The sequence below is a fragment of the Ignavibacteria bacterium genome (genome assembly GCA_025612375.1).
GTDB lineage: Bacteria > Bacteroidota > Ignavibacteria > Ignavibacteriales > SURF-24 > JAAXKN01.
In genome coordinates this window covers 90,808-110,471 of the sequence record JAAXKN010000009.1, presented here as the reverse complement: position 1 = coordinate 110,471, position 19,664 = coordinate 90,808, and the positions used below count along the sequence as shown (strand labels likewise).

Sequence of the window (19,664 nt, the reverse complement as noted above, 5' to 3'; positions counted from 1 at the left end):
TTCTCCTGTTATAGTTTTGCTTTAAGTGAAATAAAACTAAGATGATATTTATAAATTCACGGAAGGGCTTTGTCCAGAATGCCCGTCTGCTAAATATAAATATCAAAACTCAAATTACGCCACAAAAATAAGGCTATTATTTAAATTATAAAAGGAATTTATTCAAATACTATTAAAAAATTAAGCTAATCATCTATTCTTGTGATGTTAATAAGGCATATGGCCCTATAAAGCTTAATAATAATTCGCTCCCGGTCCCTCGAAAAATCTCTGCCTTACCACTTCCAGCCTTGATTTTGATGTTTCCAGTGCTAAATTTTTAAGTAATCACCCTTTTAACGTATAAACTTCCGGATTTGATTCATGAAAACAGCTTTGACCTTAGTATTGGTCCTGGCCGGAATAGTCTCCTCCCAGGAAAAAAAGACAGATGAACCTCAAACCGTGCCCTTCGTCGACCTTAAAAGCTATGCGGGACTGTGGTATGAAATTGCTAGAATTCCAAACAGATTTCAGAAAAACTGCACCGGAAACACAACAGCAGAGTATTCGCTTAGAGAAGACGGCAGAATAAATGTTACTAATAGCTGCGACGAGGAAGATGGTAAACGGAATGTCGCCACCGGTATTGCCCGCATTGTTGAGGAATCTACAAACTCAAAACTCGAAGTAAGCTTCTTCAGCATTCTTGGAATCAGGCCCTTCTGGGGAGATTACTGGATAATCGGCCTGGATAAGGATTATCAATATGCAGTCATTGGCTCGCCCGACAGAAAATACGGCTGGATTTTAAGCCGGACACCAAAGCTTCCTGCTGAAAAGCTGAATGAAGCCTGGGAAATCCTTAAAAAACAGGGCTACGACCCGAAAAGCTTTCAAATTACAAGACAGGATAAATAAGAATTACTGGAAAACCAGGTGTAAGACAATACCTAGTTCGCTTTTTCCTACCATAAAAGTCACTTGATTGACCGGAATTAAATGCCTAATGTAAATTATTACACTTATATGAACTAACTGGAGGACATATGGCTGGCAAAAACACGGCGGTCTTCGGTATATATAATACCCGCTTAGGCGTCGAAAATGCTGTGGATGCCTTTAAGAATGCAGGCTTTAGAAATACAGATATTTCAGTCTTAATGCAGGAAAATGAAGGCTCAAAAGACTTTGCACTGGAAAAGGGAACTAAAGCCCCCGAAGGCGCTGCAGCAGGAGCCGGAACTGGACTGGTTGTAGGAGGAGCTTTAGGATGGCTGGCTGGTATCGGGGCACTTGCAATTCCTGGCATCGGCCCCTTCCTGGCTGCAGGTCCTATTGTAGCTGCACTTGCAGGCGCTGGCGCTGGCGGTGCTATTGGAGGTATTACCGGAACACTCATCGGAATGGGAATCCCTGAATTCGAGGCTAAACGCTACGACGGACGCATACGTAAAGGCGGAATCCTTCTCTCAGTACACTGCGATGACGAAAACTGGGTTAGAAGAGCTAAGGAAATGCTCTCGCAGACAGGCGCTGAGGACATTTCTTCGACTTCCGAAGCATCTGGAGACTATAATGCCGATGCTCCGCCTGAAAACAGGAGATTTTAAGTCTCACTGCTGGAAAGCCGAAGCTGCAAAGCCGCATATCTTTAATGCGGCTTTATTTTTATCTGCCTCAGGGTTTCTACCTGTTGTCCCAGGCCATCATGCCGCCCCTCATATTAGCGGTCCTGAAGCCTCCTTTCTGAAGCAAAAGCGCGGCTGTGGTGCTTCTGTTCCCACTCCTGCAGTAACATATTATTTCTTTGTCTTTTACTTTTTTAAGCTCTTCCACTCTTGAATTAAGCTCGTTAAGCGGAATGTGCATCGAGCCCTTTATATGCCTGTCGGCCCGTTCGGCGTCTGTCCTGACGTCCAGAAGTACAAAGTCACGGGCACTGCTCTTTAGCTTGTCTTTTACTTCGTGTGTACTGTAATTTTTGAGAGACTTTGTTCTAAGCGATTTCCTGATGTACAAAATTACGGCAAAAGCGATGAAAATATAAAAAATGATCTGTCCTGCGGGCATTAAATATCCTTCTTTATTTTATGGCATTGCGTCATTAATGTTGACTTAATTACAGCTTCTTATTAAATAGTATTGTACAACTCTTAATGACGTTCTTCTATATAAGATTCACCTTTTGAAATAAAGATTCAGGAATATTTGGTCTGCCGCCTGATGGAAAAAAAAGGGGGAGAAAGTAAAATAAACACCATCTATATTTTTCATTTCCCCATATTGCATATTAAAAAGAAAATCAATAAAATTACTCATCAATAATTGGAGTGAGATGCATAATGGAAGTCCTTCAGAAACAAACGGTTAAAACACCTGCTGAGTGGGAGAAGGCAATGGGCGTTAGTCTTGTCCTTCAGACTCCTGACTCCTCCTCAATGAAAGGTTATCTGAAAAAAGATATAACAGCAAACGAATTCTGCTATCAGCTTCTCTATTCGAAGGAGCTCGATTTCGATGTCACCGACCAAAAGAAGTTTGAAAAAGCCTTAAACGATTATGTGAAAAATTACGGAGTGAGTGTCTTCTGTGCCAATCTTCTGCTGAAAGGAACAAAATTTAACAAATCCTGATAGCAGTCCCCGGGATTTGTCGTCTGAAGCTGTTGTTCCTATTACACTACATAAAGAATAAATGCGTAGAGCAGATAAAGCATTATCAGCACAGCTGAAAATATAAGGAAATAATTGATATTTCTCCTGACGTTTTCACTTTTTGATGATGTGCCGGCCGGCTCCTGATAAACAGGCGCGCTCCTCTTTTCTTCAATTATCTCGTTATCCTTGTATATATATTCAACCTGTATATTGCCGTTCTCATCATATACTTTACTTACACCCCATTTATTCCCTTCATGGTATATAATCTCTTCTTTTAATTTCCCGCTTTTATAAAAAAACTGCGAGAGTCCTTCTTCTTTGCCGTTCTCGTAATTCTTGGTCCCGAAGAGCTGCCCCGTTCTGTAGAAAAACTTGCAGTTTCCGTTGAGTTCTCCGTCCAGAAAATACCACTCTTCCTTTGAACCCCCGTTTTCATAAAAAGTTTTTGTAAGGCCGTCGCGTACGTCGTCCCTCATGCTTTCGGCTACTTTCATTATTCCGTTCTGGTAGTATATTTTTGAGACGCCGTTTTTCTTCCCCTTAATGTAGCTTATTTCAGCCTTCAGCTGCCCGTTGTCATAATAAAACCTGGATATCCCTTCGGGCTGATTATCTTTATACGTGATCTCACTGATCTTACCTCCCAGCTGGTTGAATATTGTGCTTACCCCGGTTTTACCCCCCTTTATGTATGTAATTATCTCAAGAAGCTGCCCTTCGGGCCCGAATATCTTCTCCTCCCAGTGCACCTTTCCGTCAACATAGTATTTCTGGCTCTGTATGGCCCCGCTTTCATAATAAGTAAGTGCCAGTCCGCTTTTTACAATTTCATTTTGAAAATACTGATGAAGATATTTCGTCCCGTCTTTCTTATAGTTGACTATCTCCCTGATCTGTCCGGCAGGGCTGTAGTGAATCTCTTTAAGAAGGAGGTGGTCATCTGTAAAAAAACGCTCACATTTGATTTTCCCGCTGTCGTAATATGTGCTGGAGTAATCAAAAGGAGATTCTTTCTCTAAATTATCCGGAGTTAAATTTGGATATTCGTTTTCCATTAGTCCTGTTTTCTACTTTCTGAATTCTTCTTTTAAATACTCGAAAAAGTTTTCGATAATTAAATATGTTTTTCCAATTTTTTTTTGAAATCTTAAATTTTTACACTCGTAAACCAATTTCCCCAACAATTTCCGGTACAGCTTTATGGTATATGACGGCATTTTTACAACCTATTACGAAAACGGGAACATAAGAGAAGAAACCAGCTACAAAAACGGGCTTCCGGATGGGGAGTCTAGAATTTACTACACGGATGGCCGCTTAATGGAGCTTTCTTACTTTAAGGCGGGGAAGAAAGAAGGCCCTTCAAGAACTTACTTTGAAAGCGGTATACTGAAAAGCGATATCCAGTACCAGGATGACCTCATCTCCGGAGATGCTAAGTATTATTACGAGGACGGGGAACTAAAAGCTGAGGTCTCCTACTGTGGCGGAAGGAAAAACGGCCCAACCAAAATTTTCTACAAATCCGGCCCCCTAAGAGAAAATCAAACACTGGTAGACGACAAAATTGAAGGGAAAAAGACCACTTACTACAAAAGCGGCATGCTCAAAGGGGAGTGGTCTTATAAAAACGGCGTCCCCGACGGGCCTTCAAGGTTTTATTACGAAAACGGCCAGCTCCTGGGAGAAAAAAACTACTCTGCCGGTAAAGACCACGGCTCGACGCAGATTTTCTTTAAAGACGGAAAGCTGAAGGAGAAAATTAACTTTGTCACTGGCAAAAAACACGGCGAAAACCTCCTCTTCGATGAATCTGGTAAACTTAAGGCCAGGATTCTTTATGAAAACGGAGAAAAAAAGGAAGTTGTTGTGCCTGAAGGTGAAAAGCAGGCGGGCTTTAATTATGAATCTTCCGCCTATGAAAAAGCCGGGCTTAAAGCCAGAAAAATTGCCGGAGGATTGCTCAAAATAGCTGCGGTTTTTGCCGTAATATTTGCCGTTTATATCATCTTCCTGGCAATTGCAGGATAGATCGCTCAACTTCTAAAGTGAAGTTCCTACCTTCAGCCTGGCATTTATAAAGAACGTCATGAAGCCGAAATGCCCGTCGTGATCCCTTGCCATTACTATGCTGGGGCCAAGGGCAAGTGTACTAAAGCCCCAGCCCGAAGCAACCCTCTGAACCAGTATATCAAGCGCATATTGGTGCCTTCTGTCGTGTGTCTCTACCAGTGCGTCGAATCTGAAGTCAAAAGTGCTCCCGGCCAGTGATAATTCCCGTCCCATATAACCTACGTGGATCTCATTTTGATATTTAGCCACATAAAGCTTTGCTCGGCTGCTGCCTAAGGTCCTGAAAGGATACCGGAATTCCCAGTTGAAATACGAGCCGTGCATGAGCTTTAGCTGCTTCAGGCTGTCGCCGTTTATTATTGTGGAAATATAATCTTTACTTAAGTCCTCCACAGTCCTCTGATAATTAAATTCAAAGAAATTTCCGAGCGGAATTACATAACCCACCTGATAGCCGGTTGTTGCAATTAGCGGGTTGCGGAAGAATTTCGGCTCTATTATAGGCTCCATATTTGTAAAAGCCCCGCCGTAGAAGCCCAGAATATGGACATTTGCCTCTGCAAAGTTTGTCTCCAAAGGGGCGGAATATGGGGTCCCGAATCCTACGGAAATTCCAAGGTCGTCCTTAAATGGAATGCCGAACCTTTCCCAGCCGTAGATTTGCAGGTACGGATTAACGTAAAACAGCGTCGAGGCAATCTGGTTTTTCCTCGGGGGCTCAACAATCTTATTCATCCTGATCTTGCTTATAACGCGCGTAAAAACACTCCCGAAATTGATATCGTCCAGCAGATTTATCTTGAATGGATAAGTCATAATTTTTGCGCGCGTCTCTGGTGTAAAAGATAAAAATGGGTATAAGGCACCTTTAATTGAAACAGTCTGATTGTTTGCGTCCCTTAAATCCACAATTATCTCGGCCTTCGGATCAGGCGGATCTATAAAGACTTCTTCCTGTATCTTGACAAACAGGCTGTCGTTATATGGCTCCATCTGATAGTATTCAATTTTTTCCGTCTCGTCGGTTTGTGCCAGTAAGAGTATGTTGGTAAGCAGCAATGAAATAATTATTAAAAGGATCCCTCTGATATTCATAATTTGTCATCTCTTTTTGTAAGTAGCAGCGTGTCTTAATTTAGCTGTATCCGGGTACATCCCTTTATATTAAATGTAACCGAATTTGTGACCCCCGCAACTTTTTCAGACTCAGGCCCGGGACTATTGTGACGGCTGTCACTGAAAGAATTCACAGCACCAGGCGTGTAATTTTGCTTTAAATGCAAACATACACTAAATTAGAAGGGCGTTTTTATCCGGCTTTTATGAGCCTCATTATTAAACATTCGGATAGTTATAAGATATTGGATAATAAAGAATTACAAAAAGAATATAAGACTTCACTTGAAGCAGCTTCATCGCACTATGAAAACTTTCCTGTCGTCTCGCTTTTCGTTCCCCGTAGACTAAGGAAGCATGTTGCGGTTATTTATAAGTATGCCCGAATGGCGGACGATCTGGCAGACGAGGGTGACGTCCTGCCTGCGAAAAGGATCTCGGCCTTAAACGAGATGGAGTCAAACCTTAAGTTTGCTTTGGAGGACAAAGGAAATAACCCGTTCTACCGGGCTTTAAGCAGTACAATAAATGAAATGCAGTTGACCCCATCTTACTTTTTTGACCTCCTTAAGGCCTTCAGGCAGGATGTTGAGGTAAAAAGGTACAATACATTTGATGGACTTCTTGACTACTGCCGCTATTCGGCTAACCCCGTAGGAAGAATTATACTTGAACTCTTCGGTGAAAGAGATCCTGGCCTTGCCTTATTATCCGACAAAATATGTACGGCGCTTCAGCTTACCAACTTTTACCAGGATGTCTGCATAGACTATGCAAAAGGAAGAATATATATTCCTCTTGAGGAGATGAAAAGTTTCGGGGTGAATGAAAATGATTTTGAGTTAAAGAAAATTAATACTAACTTTAAACAACTGATAAAGCTTCAGGTCCATAGGGCCAGAGAACTTTTCCTTTTAGGCAGGCCTCTTTTAGAGCACTTGCCAAGACCGCTTAACTATGAAATTAAGTGGACCATTCTTGGCGGAGAGAAAATACTAAGCAGGATCGAAGCTAACGGCTGCGATGTGCTAAGCCATAGGCCGCACATTGGTAAACTGGAATATTTTAACCTTTTAATTAAATCAATTTTTTGAGCTTTTATGACAGACTTTTCACAGCAGATTGCCAAAAGCAGCAAAAGCAGTTTTTACTACGCGTTCAGCCTTTTGCCGAACGACAAAAGAGACGCCATGAATACTGTTTATGCCTTCTGCAGGCAGACCGATGATATTGTAGACAGCGGCAATGAGCCTGAGGAAGTCAAGTACGAAATGCTGCGCAAATGGCGCATTGAGCTCGAAAAATCTTTAACCGGAAGCTCCGACTATCAGTTTTTTAACAAGCTCTCCCATATTATTCAGCAGTTCCATATCCCGATTGAGCCTTTCTTTGAACTCATAGGCGGCATGGAAATGGACCTGCAGAAAAACCGCTACCTTTCTTTTGAAGACCTGACTCTCTACTGCTACAGGGTAGCCTCAACCGTGGGACTCATGTGCATTGAAATCTTCGGCTATAAGAATAAATCAGCTAAGGATTTTGCCGTCAACCTGGGCCTTGCACTTCAGCTTACAAATATTTTAAGGGACGTTAAAACCGACGCACAGAACGGACGCATATATCTGCCTCAGCAGGATCTCCTCAAATTTAACTATTCTGAACAGGAACTCTTAAACAGCGTCTATAATGGAAATTTCGTACAGCTAATGAAGTATGAAGCCGAAAGAGCCAAGAACTATTTCGATAAGGCCAACCACGCACTCGACCTTGAGGATAAACCTGCCATGTTTGCTGCCCGCGCAATGCAGCATATTTATTATAAACTGCTGCAGAAAATCGAGGCCAGCCACTATAATGTCTACGACAAGAAGATCAAAGTTACTAAATTTGAAAAAGTCGGCATTGCACTCGGAGTCTGGGCAAAATACAGCCTTGTCTATTGATGAAGCCTAAGTGTGTAATTATTGGCGGCGGTCTTGCAGGCCTCAGCGCTGCAGTTAGTCTTGCAAAGGCAGGAATCGGTGTTGAACTTTTCGAAAGCGCCCCGAAACTTGGCGGCCGCGCATACTCTTTTACTGAAGCACGAACAGGCGACGTAATAGATAACGGACAGCATATCATGATGGGCTGCTACAATGAAACCCTCAGATTCCTTCGCCTGATCGGCTCTGTAGATAAGCTTAAAATTCAGAAAAGCCTCTCGGTTAGCTTCGTGGATAAAACGCTGGGACTTACTCCTCTTAAAACAGGGAATGCTTTCTATCCTTTTAACCTTCTTCTTGGACTTATGTCCTACAAAGCGCTTAAGTTTTCAGAAAGGCTTGAAATTATAGGCCTCTGTTCAAAGCTCATCCTCCTGAGGCCTGAAAGTATAGAAGACCTGACCGTTCTTCAGTGGCTGAAAAAAGAAAAGCAAAGCCCGGGCACTATAAAAGCCTTCTGGGAAATCCTTTCTACTGGCGCGTTAAATACAGATATTACAAGGGCCTCGGCATCCATTTTTGCCTCCATCCTTAAGGAGATGTTCTTAAAAGGCAGCCGTGCAGCTTCAATTATACTGCCGCGCACTGGCCTAAGCGGGCTTTATTGCCAGGATTCGGTAGATTTCATCTGCCGGCACGGCGGAAATATCACACTTTCTGAGCCTGTTAAATCGGTTGAAATTAAGAATAACAAAATAAAAAAGATCATCATTCAGGATAGGGAAGTAACCGGCTTTGATTTTGTCATCTCCGCCCTTCCTTACCACGCTTTTTCCAGGGTATTCCCCGGGGAGTTTGTTGATAGCCTTAGCCTTGAGGGCATCGCTTACTCATCCATTTTGTCGCTGAACCTATGGCTTAAGGAAAACCCCTTTAAGGACGAATTCTACGGACTGATAGATTCTCCGGTTCACTGGGTTTTTAACCATGGGAAATTTATCTCAATTGTAATAAGCAATGCAGATGAAATTTCGGGCAAAAGCAGGGAAGAACTTCAGGATATAATCTTCTTAGAGCTGGAAAAGTTTTTCCCGCAGTTTAACCGGAGTCTCGTCTCTTGGGCAAAACTCATTAAGGAAAAAAGGGCAACTTTTATTCCTTCTCCTGACATAATAAAACACAGGCCCGGAACCCGTTCATCCATAGAAAACCTTTTCCTGGCTGGCGACTGGACACAGACAGGGCTTCCTGCTACAATTGAAGGCGCAGTTAAAAGCGGTCACGATGCAGCTAAGGCAGTTCTGGAATACGGGAAATAAAACCTTACGGGACTTTTAATAACTTTTCATTTATATAAACTGAAAAATCCCCTGGAATTTAATTCCGGCAGAATCCCTAAACTATAATAAAACAACAACTTAGCTATATCCTTGGCTGTAAATTCCATTTCTTATTCAGTAATCTCTTTAACTGCCTTGAACTGCGGTCTTAAGCGTATTATCTTGTATAGATGCACATTAAGAGGAGAACTATGAACCGACTGCAATATGAAACTTCACCTTATCTGCAGCAGCATAAGGATAACCCGGTCGACTGGTATCCCTGGGGTGATGAGGCCTTCAGACGCGCCAAAGAACTCGACAGGCCGATATTGCTCAGCATCGGTTACAGCGCCTGTCACTGGTGCCACGTTATGGCGCACGAGTCTTTCGAAAACCCTGAAATCGCCTCTTTGATGAATGAGAAATTTGTTAATGTCAAAGTCGACAGGGAGGAACGCCCCGACATTGACAGCCTTTATATGAATTTCGTCCAGATTACAACCGGATCCGGAGGCTGGCCTCTTACGGTCTTCCTGACTCCTGAGCTCATTCCTTTCTACGGCGGCACCTATTTTCCCCCGGAGGAAAAATACGGAAGGCCAGGCTTTGTACAGATACTTAACGCTATTTCTGAAATTTTCAGAACTAGAAAAGATGATATACTCAATCAGACGCCAGGAATTCTCGATGCGCTCTCAAAGGCCTCGGAGTTTAAGAAAAATAAGAATATATTTACTCTTCCTGACTTTAACAGCGTCTTTACCGTGATCCTGAACGATTACGACGAGGAGTATGGCGGATTCGGGCGAGCACCAAAATTCCCCTCTGCAATGACACTGTTGTTCTTACTGCGCTACGCCTCCAGAACGGAAAATAAGGTCGCACTTGAAATGGTCGAAAATTCATTGAAGAAAATGGCCCACGGTGGCATTTACGACCAGATTGGTGGAGGCTTCCACCGCTATTCTACAGATAATGAATGGCTTGTACCTCACTTCGAGAAAATGCTCTACGATAACGCCCTCCTTAGCCGCACATACCTGGAAGCATACCAGCTGAGACACAACGGGTTCTTTCTTAAAATTGCAGAAGATACACTTTCTTATGTAATCCTCGAAATGACAGACTCTTCAGGCGGGTTTTATTCGGCGCAGGATGCAGATACGGAAGGCGTTGAGGGTAAGTTTTTCCTTTGGGATTATGACGAGCTTAAAAATATACTTTCAGGAGTTGAATTTGAAGCCGCACTTAAATTCTTCGGCGTTTCAAAGAAGGGGAACTTTGAGGGAAAAAATATACTTACAAGCCACGTTACTCTTGAGGAACTCTCCCTACAGCTCGGCATTACCCCCACACAGGCAGAAAGCATAATAAGCGGCGTCCGCACTAAACTTTTTGCCTCGAGGGAAAAAAGGGTTAAACCGGGCCTCGACGGCAAGATACTTGTAAACTGGAACGCCCTCATGCTGCAGGCTTTCGCACTGGCATATGGCGTTACGGGTAACGAAAAATACCTTAATGCCGCAAGAAAAAATGGAGATTTCATTTGGAATAACTGCTTTAAGGAAAACACGCTCCTGCATGCATTTAAGGATGGGGAGATTAAAAGCCCCGGCTTCCTGGACGATTACAGCTTCACCCTGGAGGCTTTCATCTCCCTATATGAGGTGACATCTGAGGAAGTCTGGCTTGAAAGGGCAGACACGCTCTGCGAAATAATGATAGAAAATTTCTACGACCCGGCCTCCTATGATTTTTATTTCGCCCCGAGGCAATCTCCCGGCCTCATCTTAAGAACCAAAGAACTCTACGACCAGGCAGTCCCTTCGGGCAACTCTTCGGCCGTAACGGCTCTCCTTAAACTTGCTGTCTTTAGCAATAAACAGCGCTTTGCTGAAATTGCCAGGATGGATTACTCTTATATGCACGACCTCCTTATAAAACACCCGGAAAGCTTTTCCTATATGCTCTCGGCCGTATACTACGACTTCATGAAGCCGCGTGAAGTTGCCGTCGTAACAAATACCGAACTTGAGATGAAAGAGGTAATAAGACTCTTTTTTAATGAGTTTTTCCCGTTCTCAATCCTCTCCTGCCGCACCGAGGGCAGCCCGGCAAAAATTGAACTCCAGAAGGGGAAAAGGGTAATTGAGGGAAAAATTACCTACTACATCTGCCAGAATTATACCTGCAGACGCCCCGTCTTCTCCTTTGAGGAATTAAAAGAAGCTATGAGGGACTTAAATATTCTTGAATAGAGCGCATTTTTTCCTTAATTTGAACTAGATTTTTTACAAATAATATGCCTCTGGTTGAATTAAAGAATATTTGCTTTTCCTATAATAGTTCTTCAAAGGATGAAACTGAATTTCAGCTCAACGACATCCACCTGACTATTGATGACGGGGAATTTATCTCCGTTCTGGGCCCAAATGGTTCGGGCAAATCTACCCTGTTGAAAGTAATTACCGGACTCTTAAAGCCTTCACGGGGTGAGATCACCCTTCTGGGGCGGAATTACAGGAACCTTTCCAGGAAATCTCTTGCCAGGGCAATAGCCTTTGTGCCTCAGTCATCGCTGGCTATTTTCCCATTTTCAATCTATGAAATTGTCATGATGGGGCGCACTCCGTACCTGAATATGTTCGGCTACGAGAAAAAAGAGGACCACGACCGCGTTATGGAAGCTATTGAAATGGTTGATATCGCTCACCTGAAGGACAAAGGAATCAATGAGGTCTCAGGCGGAGAGGCTCAAAGAGCTTTTATTGCCCGCGCAATCGTTCAGGAACCGAAACTCATACTGCTCGATGAACCAAATTCACACCTCGACATTAAACATCAGCTTTCAGTATTCAACCTGATCAAAAGCCTGAATGAAAAGAAGGGGCTTACTGTCCTGAGCGTTTCACACGACCTTAATCTCGCGGGCTTCTACAGCTCGAGGATCATACTGATGAAACAGGGGGGAATTATTGAGGACGACAAAACTGACAGAATCCTGACAAAGGAAAATATATACAAAATCTTTGAGGTAAATTCAGAGGTCGGAATAGACAAGGACTCACAAAGAGTAAATGTGGTCATTAAACCTGGTTATGAGAAATAATGGCTTCAGCTGGACAAAAAAATAATGCCATTGCTAAAAGAAGGATATGCACGTCCATTATTCTTATATTGCTGTTCGACCTGGTATTCCTTTACCTGAGCAAGTATTCTCATAAGAATCTCTCAATATTGGAATTTAACCCCAGGAGCACGGGCAATATACTGAATTTCCTCTTTACACTGATCCCTGCCCTCGGCTTTGCAATTCTTTTTTTCTACCCCGAAAAAATAGAAATTAAAAAGCTCTACGGACTTTTATTTATTACGCTTGTTATGAATATTCCGCTTATATTTACTTTATTCATTAAAGAGTTTAATTTACCCCTGCCATTTAAATATTTATTCGGTTATCCTCTTGAGAATATTTATGTGGCCCTGATGTTTTCGATTTTTCAGTTTCTCCTGTTTTATCTGACTGCTGCAACCTGGCTGATTGTTTTCAGGAATAATAATTATTTGTACTTGCGTTCGTTATTGTATTCACTATTTGTTATTTTTGTACTGGTTATTGGCGCCTTTATTCATGAAAATGAATATGAGGATAATTCAGAGAAATATTTCAAGGACGGCTCGAGGGCTGATGTTGCCGTTATACTGGGCGCTGCGGTTTACTCGAAGAACAGACCCAGCCCTATTTTTGCCTCAAGAATAGGGAAGGCAAATAACCTCTACAACGCGGGAATGGTGAAAAAACTCCTCGTTACCGGCGGCAACGCTCCCGGCGAGATGAGCGAGGCTGAAGTAGCTTATAAGTATCTGGTCCGTTACGGCGTCGATCCCGAGAATATCTGGATCGAAAGAAAAACATCCTCAACTTCGGAACAGATTGAATATATTAAAGAAAACCTTATTGACAAAAGAGGACTTAAAAAAATTATTATTGTCTCCGATCAGTTCCACCTGAAACGGGCAATGGAAATGTGCGACTTTTATAACGTTAAAGCCGACGGAATAGCTTCCGGCTTGCGGCTTAGCCTCGAAAAGCTGTTCTTCTATAAATTCAGGGACAGCCTGGCATTACTTCTTTTCTGGTTGTTTGCATTATAACTTTAATTGTAGGAAGTTTAACAATTTTGAGGAGTCCTAAATGGTTAATTTCGAAATGATGGAAACTTTTAATCATGAGCAGGTTATCTACTGCACCAATAAGGAAGCAGGACTTAGGGCTATTATTGCGATTCACAATACCACACTGGGGCCTGCCCTGGGAGGTACCCGCATGTGGAACTACACCACAAGTGAAGCTGCACTCAAGGATGTTTTAAGGCTCTCAAGAGGTATGACCTACAAGGCTTCGGTTGCAGGCCTTAACTTGGGCGGCGGTAAAGCCGTTATAATCGGCGACTCGGCAACACAGAAAAATGAGGTCCTCTTCAGAACTTTTGGCAAATTTGTCGATGGCCTGGCAGGCCGCTATATTACGGCTGAGGACGTTGGTACAGACGTGCGCGATATGGAATTTGTACGCATGGAAACCAAATTCGTTACCGGTATCTCCAAGGCCTTGGGCGGCAGCGGCGACCCTTCTCCTGTAACGGCCTACGGCGTTTACGTCGGCATTAAGGCCTGTGCGCATGAAAAATGGGGCACCGATTCTCTGAGGGGAAGAAAAGTTGCAGTGCAGGGCGCGGGAAACGTTGCCCGCTACCTTTGCGAACACCTTTATAACGAGGGCGCTGAAATATTTGTTACGGATATCGTTGAATCAAAAGTAAAACGCCTCCTTGAAACGGTTAAAGCACACGTCGTAAAACCTGAAGAAATCTATGATATTGACGCCGATATCTTTGCCCCTACGGCCCTGGGCGCAATTATTAACGACGAGACACTGCCAAGATTCAAGTTCCAGATTATTGCCGGAGGCGCTAATAACCAGCTAGAGGATGAGGCAAAACACGGTCAGGCACTCCTGCAGAAGGGGATACTCTATGCACCGGACTATGTAATTAACGCAGGTGGTCTCATTAACGTGGCCAATGAACTCGAAGGCTATCGGCAGGACAGGGCAATGAAGCAGGCCGAAGGAATCTATGACGTCCTTCAGAAAATTATCGATATCTCAAAGAAGGAAAATGTCCCGACTCATGTGGCATCAAATAAAATTGCAGAGGAAAGACTCTGCCACGTGGGAAACATTAGAAAAATTTATACCGGTACTTCTAACTTTTCCGGTAGACTTGGTGAATTAACTATGAAGTAGATCTGACAGGGCATTCAGTATTATATAACCCTAAAACCCCATAGTGATACTGAATGCTTGTTGGTGTTTTTTTGAAAAAAATATTGTGGGAAAATGAAAAAAAAGATAAACAGGCGGATCCTTAGAGAAAAAGTTTTACAGATTCTGTATGCATTTGAAATGAATAACGAGGGACTTGAAGCCCTCACCGAGGGTATACTTTCAGATCTTGAAGAGGAAACAGACAAGGAATTCTGCCGGATACTGGTTAACAAAACCCTCGTCCATCAGACGGAGCTCGATAAAAAAATTAACGAGCGCGTAAATAACTGGGAGCTTAACAGAATTGCTCTTATAGATAAAATCTTGCTTAGAATGGGCCTGTGCGAACTTATGTATCTTCCCGATATCCCTCCAAAGGTTACTATTAACGAGGTAATTGAAATTGCCAAGAATTTCAGCACCCCTAACAGCGGGAAGTTCATCAACGGAATTCTGGACACCGTGCTCTCCGGCCTCAGGGAAACGGGCAGCCTTAATAAAACTGGCCGCGGCCTTATTGACGAAACGATACAGAAGAAACCTAAAAGAAATAAGGCGGATGAAGAATAGAGGTAGGATATTTGCCTGGACTCTCTTTGACTTTGCAAATACCGCCTTTTCGGTCATTATTGTAACTGTTATTTTTTCAAAGTACTTTTCAAATTATGTTACCGGCGGTAAAAGATGGCTCTGGGGGCTTGCAGTCAGCATCTCTATGGTACTGGCTGCCATACTTAGCCCTCCATTGGGCGCTATTGCCGATAGTTCCAGGAACAGGAAAAGATTTCTCCTCATATTCACGCTCCTGTCCATTGTCTGCACGTCCTTAATGTTTTTTGTCGGCAAGGGGGATATACTCCTGGGCTTTGTACTATTTGTTCTGGCAAATATAGGCTTCGAAGGGGGGCTGGTTTTCTATGATGCCTTCCTGCCGAATTTAACAGAAAAGAAAAATTTCGGGCGCGTCTCAGGCTACGGCTTTGCAATGGGATACCTCGGGGCTCTTGCAGTGCTCTTAATCGTTATGATGCTCCTTCCTCCGCAGAGTTCGGCCGAATACTACTTCTATATCAGGCTTTCTTTTGTTGTTGCGGCTTCTTTCTTTTTTGTCTTTGCAATACCCTTATTTTTCTTCGTCAGGGAACCCCAGGTAACACTCCTTCAGAGGGAAAACCTCGTAAAAAAAGGGCTCCAGAGGAGTTTTTCCACCTTTAAGGCTCTGTTTTTTACAAAAGAATATCCCGCGGTCTCAAGATTCCTTCTGGCTTTCTTTTTGTACAATGACGCAATCCTGACTATTATTGCTTTTGCCTCCATTTTTGCATCGAATATTCTGAAGATGACAGACCAGGAGGTAATTTACTTTTTCGTCATCGTTCAGAGCACTGCGGTTTTCGGATCTTTTGCCTTCGGAATCATCTCTGACCATATCGGGCCCAAGAAAACAATTAGCATTACACTGCTTATCTGGATAGCCGTTATAATTGGGGCATTCTTTGTTACCACCATCTGGGAGTTTTATATTGTGGGGCTCCTTGCCGGGCTTTCAATCGGCAGCTCTCAGTCCTCAAGCCGCAGCTTCATGGCACTTTTAACACCAAAGGAAAGGGAAGCAGAGTTCTTCGGGTTTTATGACGGCCTTTTTGGTAAATCCTCTGCCGTGGTCGGCCCTCTGGTCTATGGAATTGTTGCCGACTTCTCCAACGAAAGGATTGCTGCCCTGGCCATTGGAAGTTTCTTCGTTGCCGGACTTTTTCTGCTTCAAAAAGTCCAGGAACCCTCCTTTAAGAAATCCTGAAATAAAGTGAAATTCTTCTTTTTCTAGATGTACCGCACGGCTTTAAGCCATGATATTTTAGCGGCGTAAATATTTCACCCAGGGCTTTAAATAAAATCAGGCATTCCCCCAATTTTTTTAAATAAATCATTAAAAACTTTTGATTTCTTTTAATGAAAACGATATTTTGGGTAAGTCAAAAAAAATACCTTATTTATGACATATCTTCCGGAAGCATTAGCCTATCTCTGGATAATGTAACTTCGGAATCTGTTCATTTAATAACATTCTGTCTCAATAATCCAAAATATATTTGGACAAATCATTCTTTAACTACCAAAAAGCTCAAAAAGTAGAGGTGTAGAAAATGAGTTTAGTGAATCTGCAAAAACTACTTAAAACCAGCCTTCAGCTCTTTATTCTGGCAGTGCTGCTCTCCCAGACAGTTTTTGCCGGCGGCGGCAAGCTGACTGGAAGAATTACTGACAAGAAAAGCGGTGAAGCGCTGGGTTTTGCAAACGTCATTATTACCCAAGTCTTGCAGGACGGGAAGATGATTAATCTTTCATCTCCCCTGGGTGCACGGACGGATGGGGAAGGATATTATGTGATCCTTAATATCCCTTCCGGAGAATATACCGTCAAGGCAAGTATTATTGGTTACACATCAGTAGTTGCCAGAGAAGTAAGGGTCGATCCCGACAGAACAATTAATTTCAACTTTGAACTTGAACCTGCTTCAATTCAAACAGATGAAATTGTTGTTACTGCTAAAAAAGAAATCATTAAGGCCGACGTCTACAGCACGCAGCAGATGATTTCTTCTGAAACTCTTCAGAGCCTTCCGGTCGTAAGAGTCGACGAATTTCTGGGTAAACTTAAAGGTATCCAGCTCTCAAGCTCCTCCGACGGATACGGCCTTTCTGTTAGAGGCGGCGCAATAAGGGAAACCGACATCAGAATGGATGATATATCTCTGAAGGACCCAAGAAGTGAAAACTCATACCTGGGATTTAATTCAACTACAATTAATGAAATCCAGGTCGTAACAGGCGGCTTTGAGGCAAAATACGGCGGCATCAGAAGCGGCCTCCTTAATATCAAAACTAAAGACGGCAGCCGCGAAAGATTTACTGTCTCACTTAAGACCGACTATACCCCTGAAGGACAGTACAGGTTCTTCGGAACTAACCCTTTCAGCAACGACTCCTGGATTTACAAAATCTATTCAGGGGAGTATGCATCAAGCGGTTCTCCTACAACTGACCCTACATTGCCTGTTGACCTCCAGGATTTTAAGGGCTGGAAAAAAACTACTGGCGGTGACCTTAAAGCACTCGATACATTGCAGAGAATGGAGCTCTGGAAACTTCAGCATCCGCAGTATGGAGTTGCCAGGAGGCCCGACTACGTAATTGAAGGCACCATTACAGGTCCTTTTGTAATTCCTAATACGGCTTTTATGGCTGCATTCAAATACGAGAATTCACAATTCGTTTACCCTATCGGCCCAAGAGACAGCTATGAGGACTGGAATGGTCAGCTTAAACTGACTACCACAATTGACGAAAAATCAAAGTTGTCCGTAAACGGTATGCTCGCGAAAATCTATAGCAACACAAGCGGCCAGACCGCAAGCTATGATGCCTCGCAGACCTTTGCATATATGAATAATAACACACCTTCGTCAATTGTAAGGCAGGCTGCTCAAATTGGGGGTACGAACTTCCCCTATATATATAACAAGAGCCGCTTTCAGTTCTTCGACCAGACTTTTGCCATGGGCGGCTTTAAGTTCACCCACGTCCCGATGCCTAACTCATATTTTACAATCGATTTCCAGATGGGCTACACGGGACAGGATATTACTCCTATGATGATGGACATGAATGCCGATTCCAGTAATAACTATGTTAAGATGTACAGCCAGGCTGCAAAGAAATGGTACTATTTTAACCTTCCTACCTCCGGCGTCCCGAACGGAACAACCCTTCTTGCATTAGACGCAATGAACAAGTTCAATATGTACGGCGGGGGGCAGTGGGCCGATTCCTCATATTCTTATAGCTACCAGCTGAAAGGCGATTTCACCTGGCAGTTTAACAGGTTTAACCAGTTCCAGGCTGGATTCAGCGCTGGGCTCCAGAAGATAAATGTCTATGCCGGATACTGGAATCAGTCTGTAGTATCCTTTACCCCGAATTCATGGCAGTACTTTAAGGCTTCTCCTCTCGATATCGGTTTTTACGCTCAGGATAAACTTGAGTTCGAGGGAATTATCTTGAATGCCGGACTCAGGTTAGATTACTTCAATCCGATGAGAAAGGGTTACCAGGTTGGATTCCCCGAGGATAAAGACTATACTAAACTCTATACAGATATTTACAACAATACGCCCGGATCTTACAACAGCTATGAAAGATGGCTCCTCTTCAGAGGACTCCTGGCTAACCCTCCCGGATGGCCAGAAGTTGAATCTAAAGCACAGCTTAAGCTCTCACCGAGACTCGGTGTTTCATTCCCCATTACCGAAAAGAGCAAAATGTACTTCAACTACGGTCATTTTTACCAGAGGCCTGCGGCTTCCATTCTCTACAATATGAAGCTGAACGCCATGTCGACCGTTATTCCGACTCCGGATCTCATCATGGCCAGAACTGTACAGTATGAATTCGGCTACGAACAGGTGCTCCCTCTGGACTTTCTAGCCAATATTACTGCTTACTATAAGGATGTATCCAACGAGCCAATGACAAGACAGTTCGTGGACTTCAACGCAATCAATATAGTTTCTAAGTACTATCCTGACAGGTACTCTGATATCAGAGGAGTTGAACTCAGGTTTGAAAGAAACGCCGGCAGGTTTGTTACTTTTAGCTCAATGTACGATTACATGATTACTTCAGAAGGTTATACAGGTTTTGAAACTATGTATGAGAATCTTGTATTAAACAAGGAAAATAAACTAAGAAGCGCGACACAGTATACACCGATAGCAAAACCAAGGGCAAATATCAATCTAAACCTGCATACTCCGGATGATTTTGGGGCGCTCTTTGGAAACTGGCTTGCCAACTTCTTCTTTGAATGGAGAGACGGCGGGAAAGAAAAACTCACTAATAATGTCGATGTGAAACTTGAGAAGTGGGCTGACAGGGTTAACTGGTGGAACATCGATTTCAGACTCTCCAAGGAGATCTCATTTGTCAACAGCATGTTTGAATTATCACTTACGGTGAAAAACCTGACCAACAACAAGTTCTTAAGTACTGAAAACATGACTCAGGCCGAAGCTTCAGCCTATAGAAATGAGATCATAAACAACGGAGGACAGTGGGGCGATTATAAGTCTCCTAACCTGGCTAAAATTTTCACGGCCTCCTGGGAAAATGTCCTTTTCCTTAACCCGAGAAGAGTCGTCCTCGGCCTTCGCGTAAATCTTTAATCGCATGAATTATTATTTAAGATTTAAAAGGTAGAACA

The 19,664-nt window shown here is 43.0% G+C and carries 17 protein-coding genes; 14 read left to right on the top strand and 3 right to left on the bottom strand.

Translation table 11 applies throughout. The features are described from left to right. Window positions 1-363 precede the first annotated feature (363 nt). On the top strand, window positions 364-900 hold the full coding sequence (locus HF312_08580) for a lipocalin family protein (GenBank protein ID MCU7520257.1): 537 nt from the start codon (window positions 364-366) through the stop codon (window positions 898-900). A gap of 128 nt (window positions 901-1,028) precedes the next feature. Further along, window positions 1,029-1,592: a DUF3341 domain-containing protein gene (locus HF312_08575; protein MCU7520256.1), complete on the top strand. Its 564-nt coding sequence runs from the start codon at window positions 1,029-1,031 to the stop codon at window positions 1,590-1,592. 76 nt (window positions 1,593-1,668) lie between these two features. On the opposite strand, the gene HF312_08570 is transcribed toward HF312_08575, so the two are convergent. Continuing rightward, window positions 1,669-2,052, bottom strand: a complete 384-nt coding sequence (locus HF312_08570; GenBank protein ID MCU7520255.1) for a rhodanese-like domain-containing protein — start codon at window positions 2,050-2,052, stop codon at window positions 1,669-1,671. Window positions 2,053-2,324: 272 nt separating this feature from the next. On the opposite strand from HF312_08570, the gene HF312_08565 reads away from it, so the two are divergent. Further along, complete coding sequence (locus HF312_08565; GenBank protein ID MCU7520254.1) at window positions 2,325-2,615, top strand: hypothetical protein; 291 nt, start codon at window positions 2,325-2,327, stop codon at window positions 2,613-2,615. Between the two features lie 41 nt (window positions 2,616-2,656). Here HF312_08565 and HF312_08560 read toward each other — a convergent pair whose 3' ends face one another. Next, window positions 2,657-3,697 (bottom strand): toxin-antitoxin system YwqK family antitoxin, encoded by a 1,041-nt coding sequence (locus HF312_08560; GenBank protein MCU7520253.1) that lies wholly within the window; start codon window positions 3,695-3,697, stop codon window positions 2,657-2,659. A gap of 145 nt (window positions 3,698-3,842) precedes the next feature. Between HF312_08560 and HF312_08555 the strand changes: the two genes are divergently transcribed. After that, window positions 3,843-4,673 (top strand): toxin-antitoxin system YwqK family antitoxin, encoded by an 831-nt coding sequence (locus tag HF312_08555; protein ID MCU7520252.1) that lies wholly within the window; start codon window positions 3,843-3,845, stop codon window positions 4,671-4,673. Window positions 4,674-4,685: 12 nt separating this feature from the next. Here the strand turns inward: HF312_08555 and HF312_08550 are convergent, their stop codons facing one another. Continuing rightward, window positions 4,686-5,810 carry a hypothetical protein gene (locus tag HF312_08550; protein MCU7520251.1) on the bottom strand — a complete coding sequence of 375 codons (1,125 nt, stop codon included), beginning with the start codon at window positions 5,808-5,810 and terminating at the stop codon, window positions 4,686-4,688. Window positions 5,811-6,076: 266 nt separating this feature from the next. Between HF312_08550 and hpnC the strand changes: the two genes are divergently transcribed. From hpnC to HF312_08500, 10 genes are all read left to right on the top strand, one after another. After that, entirely contained in the window at window positions 6,077-6,925 is an 849-nt protein-coding gene (hpnC, locus tag HF312_08545) for a squalene synthase HpnC (protein MCU7520250.1), read from the top strand. 6 nt (window positions 6,926-6,931) lie between these two features. Further along, window positions 6,932-7,774, top strand: a complete 843-nt coding sequence (gene hpnD, locus HF312_08540) for a presqualene diphosphate synthase HpnD (GenBank protein ID MCU7520249.1) — start codon at window positions 6,932-6,934, stop codon at window positions 7,772-7,774. Continuing rightward, the gene (locus HF312_08535; protein ID MCU7520248.1) at window positions 7,774-9,072 is read left to right on the top strand and encodes an NAD(P)-binding protein; all 1,299 of its coding nucleotides are present in this window, start codon (window positions 7,774-7,776) and stop codon (window positions 9,070-9,072) included. Before hpnD ends, HF312_08535 begins: the two co-directional genes overlap by 1 nt. A 212-nt stretch (window positions 9,073-9,284) precedes the next feature. Next, complete coding sequence (locus tag HF312_08530; GenBank protein ID MCU7520247.1) at window positions 9,285-11,333, top strand: thioredoxin domain-containing protein; 2,049 nt, start codon at window positions 9,285-9,287, stop codon at window positions 11,331-11,333. A gap of 44 nt (window positions 11,334-11,377) precedes the next feature. Beyond that, window positions 11,378-12,184, top strand: a complete 807-nt coding sequence (locus HF312_08525; protein MCU7520246.1) for an ABC transporter ATP-binding protein — start codon at window positions 11,378-11,380, stop codon at window positions 12,182-12,184. Next, the gene (locus HF312_08520) at window positions 12,184-13,230 is read left to right on the top strand and encodes a DUF218 domain-containing protein (protein MCU7520245.1); all 1,047 of its coding nucleotides are present in this window, start codon (window positions 12,184-12,186) and stop codon (window positions 13,228-13,230) included. Before HF312_08525 ends, HF312_08520 begins: the two co-directional genes overlap by 1 nt. A gap of 40 nt (window positions 13,231-13,270) precedes the next feature. Continuing rightward, window positions 13,271-14,383 carry a Glu/Leu/Phe/Val dehydrogenase gene (locus tag HF312_08515; GenBank protein ID MCU7520244.1) on the top strand — a complete coding sequence of 371 codons (1,113 nt, stop codon included), beginning with the start codon at window positions 13,271-13,273 and terminating at the stop codon, window positions 14,381-14,383. 93 nt (window positions 14,384-14,476) lie between these two features. Beyond that, window positions 14,477-14,974, top strand: a complete 498-nt coding sequence (nusB, locus tag HF312_08510; protein MCU7520243.1) for a transcription antitermination factor NusB — start codon at window positions 14,477-14,479, stop codon at window positions 14,972-14,974. Next, window positions 14,964-16,202, top strand: coding sequence for an MFS transporter (locus HF312_08505; GenBank protein MCU7520242.1), 1,239 nt, complete (start codon window positions 14,964-14,966; stop codon window positions 16,200-16,202). The genes nusB and HF312_08505 overlap by 11 nt, the downstream gene beginning before the upstream one ends. Before the next feature lie 346 nt (window positions 16,203-16,548). Further along, entirely contained in the window at window positions 16,549-19,626 is a 3,078-nt protein-coding gene (locus HF312_08500) for a TonB-dependent receptor (GenBank protein MCU7520241.1), read from the top strand. Window positions 19,627-19,664 lie beyond the last annotated feature (38 nt).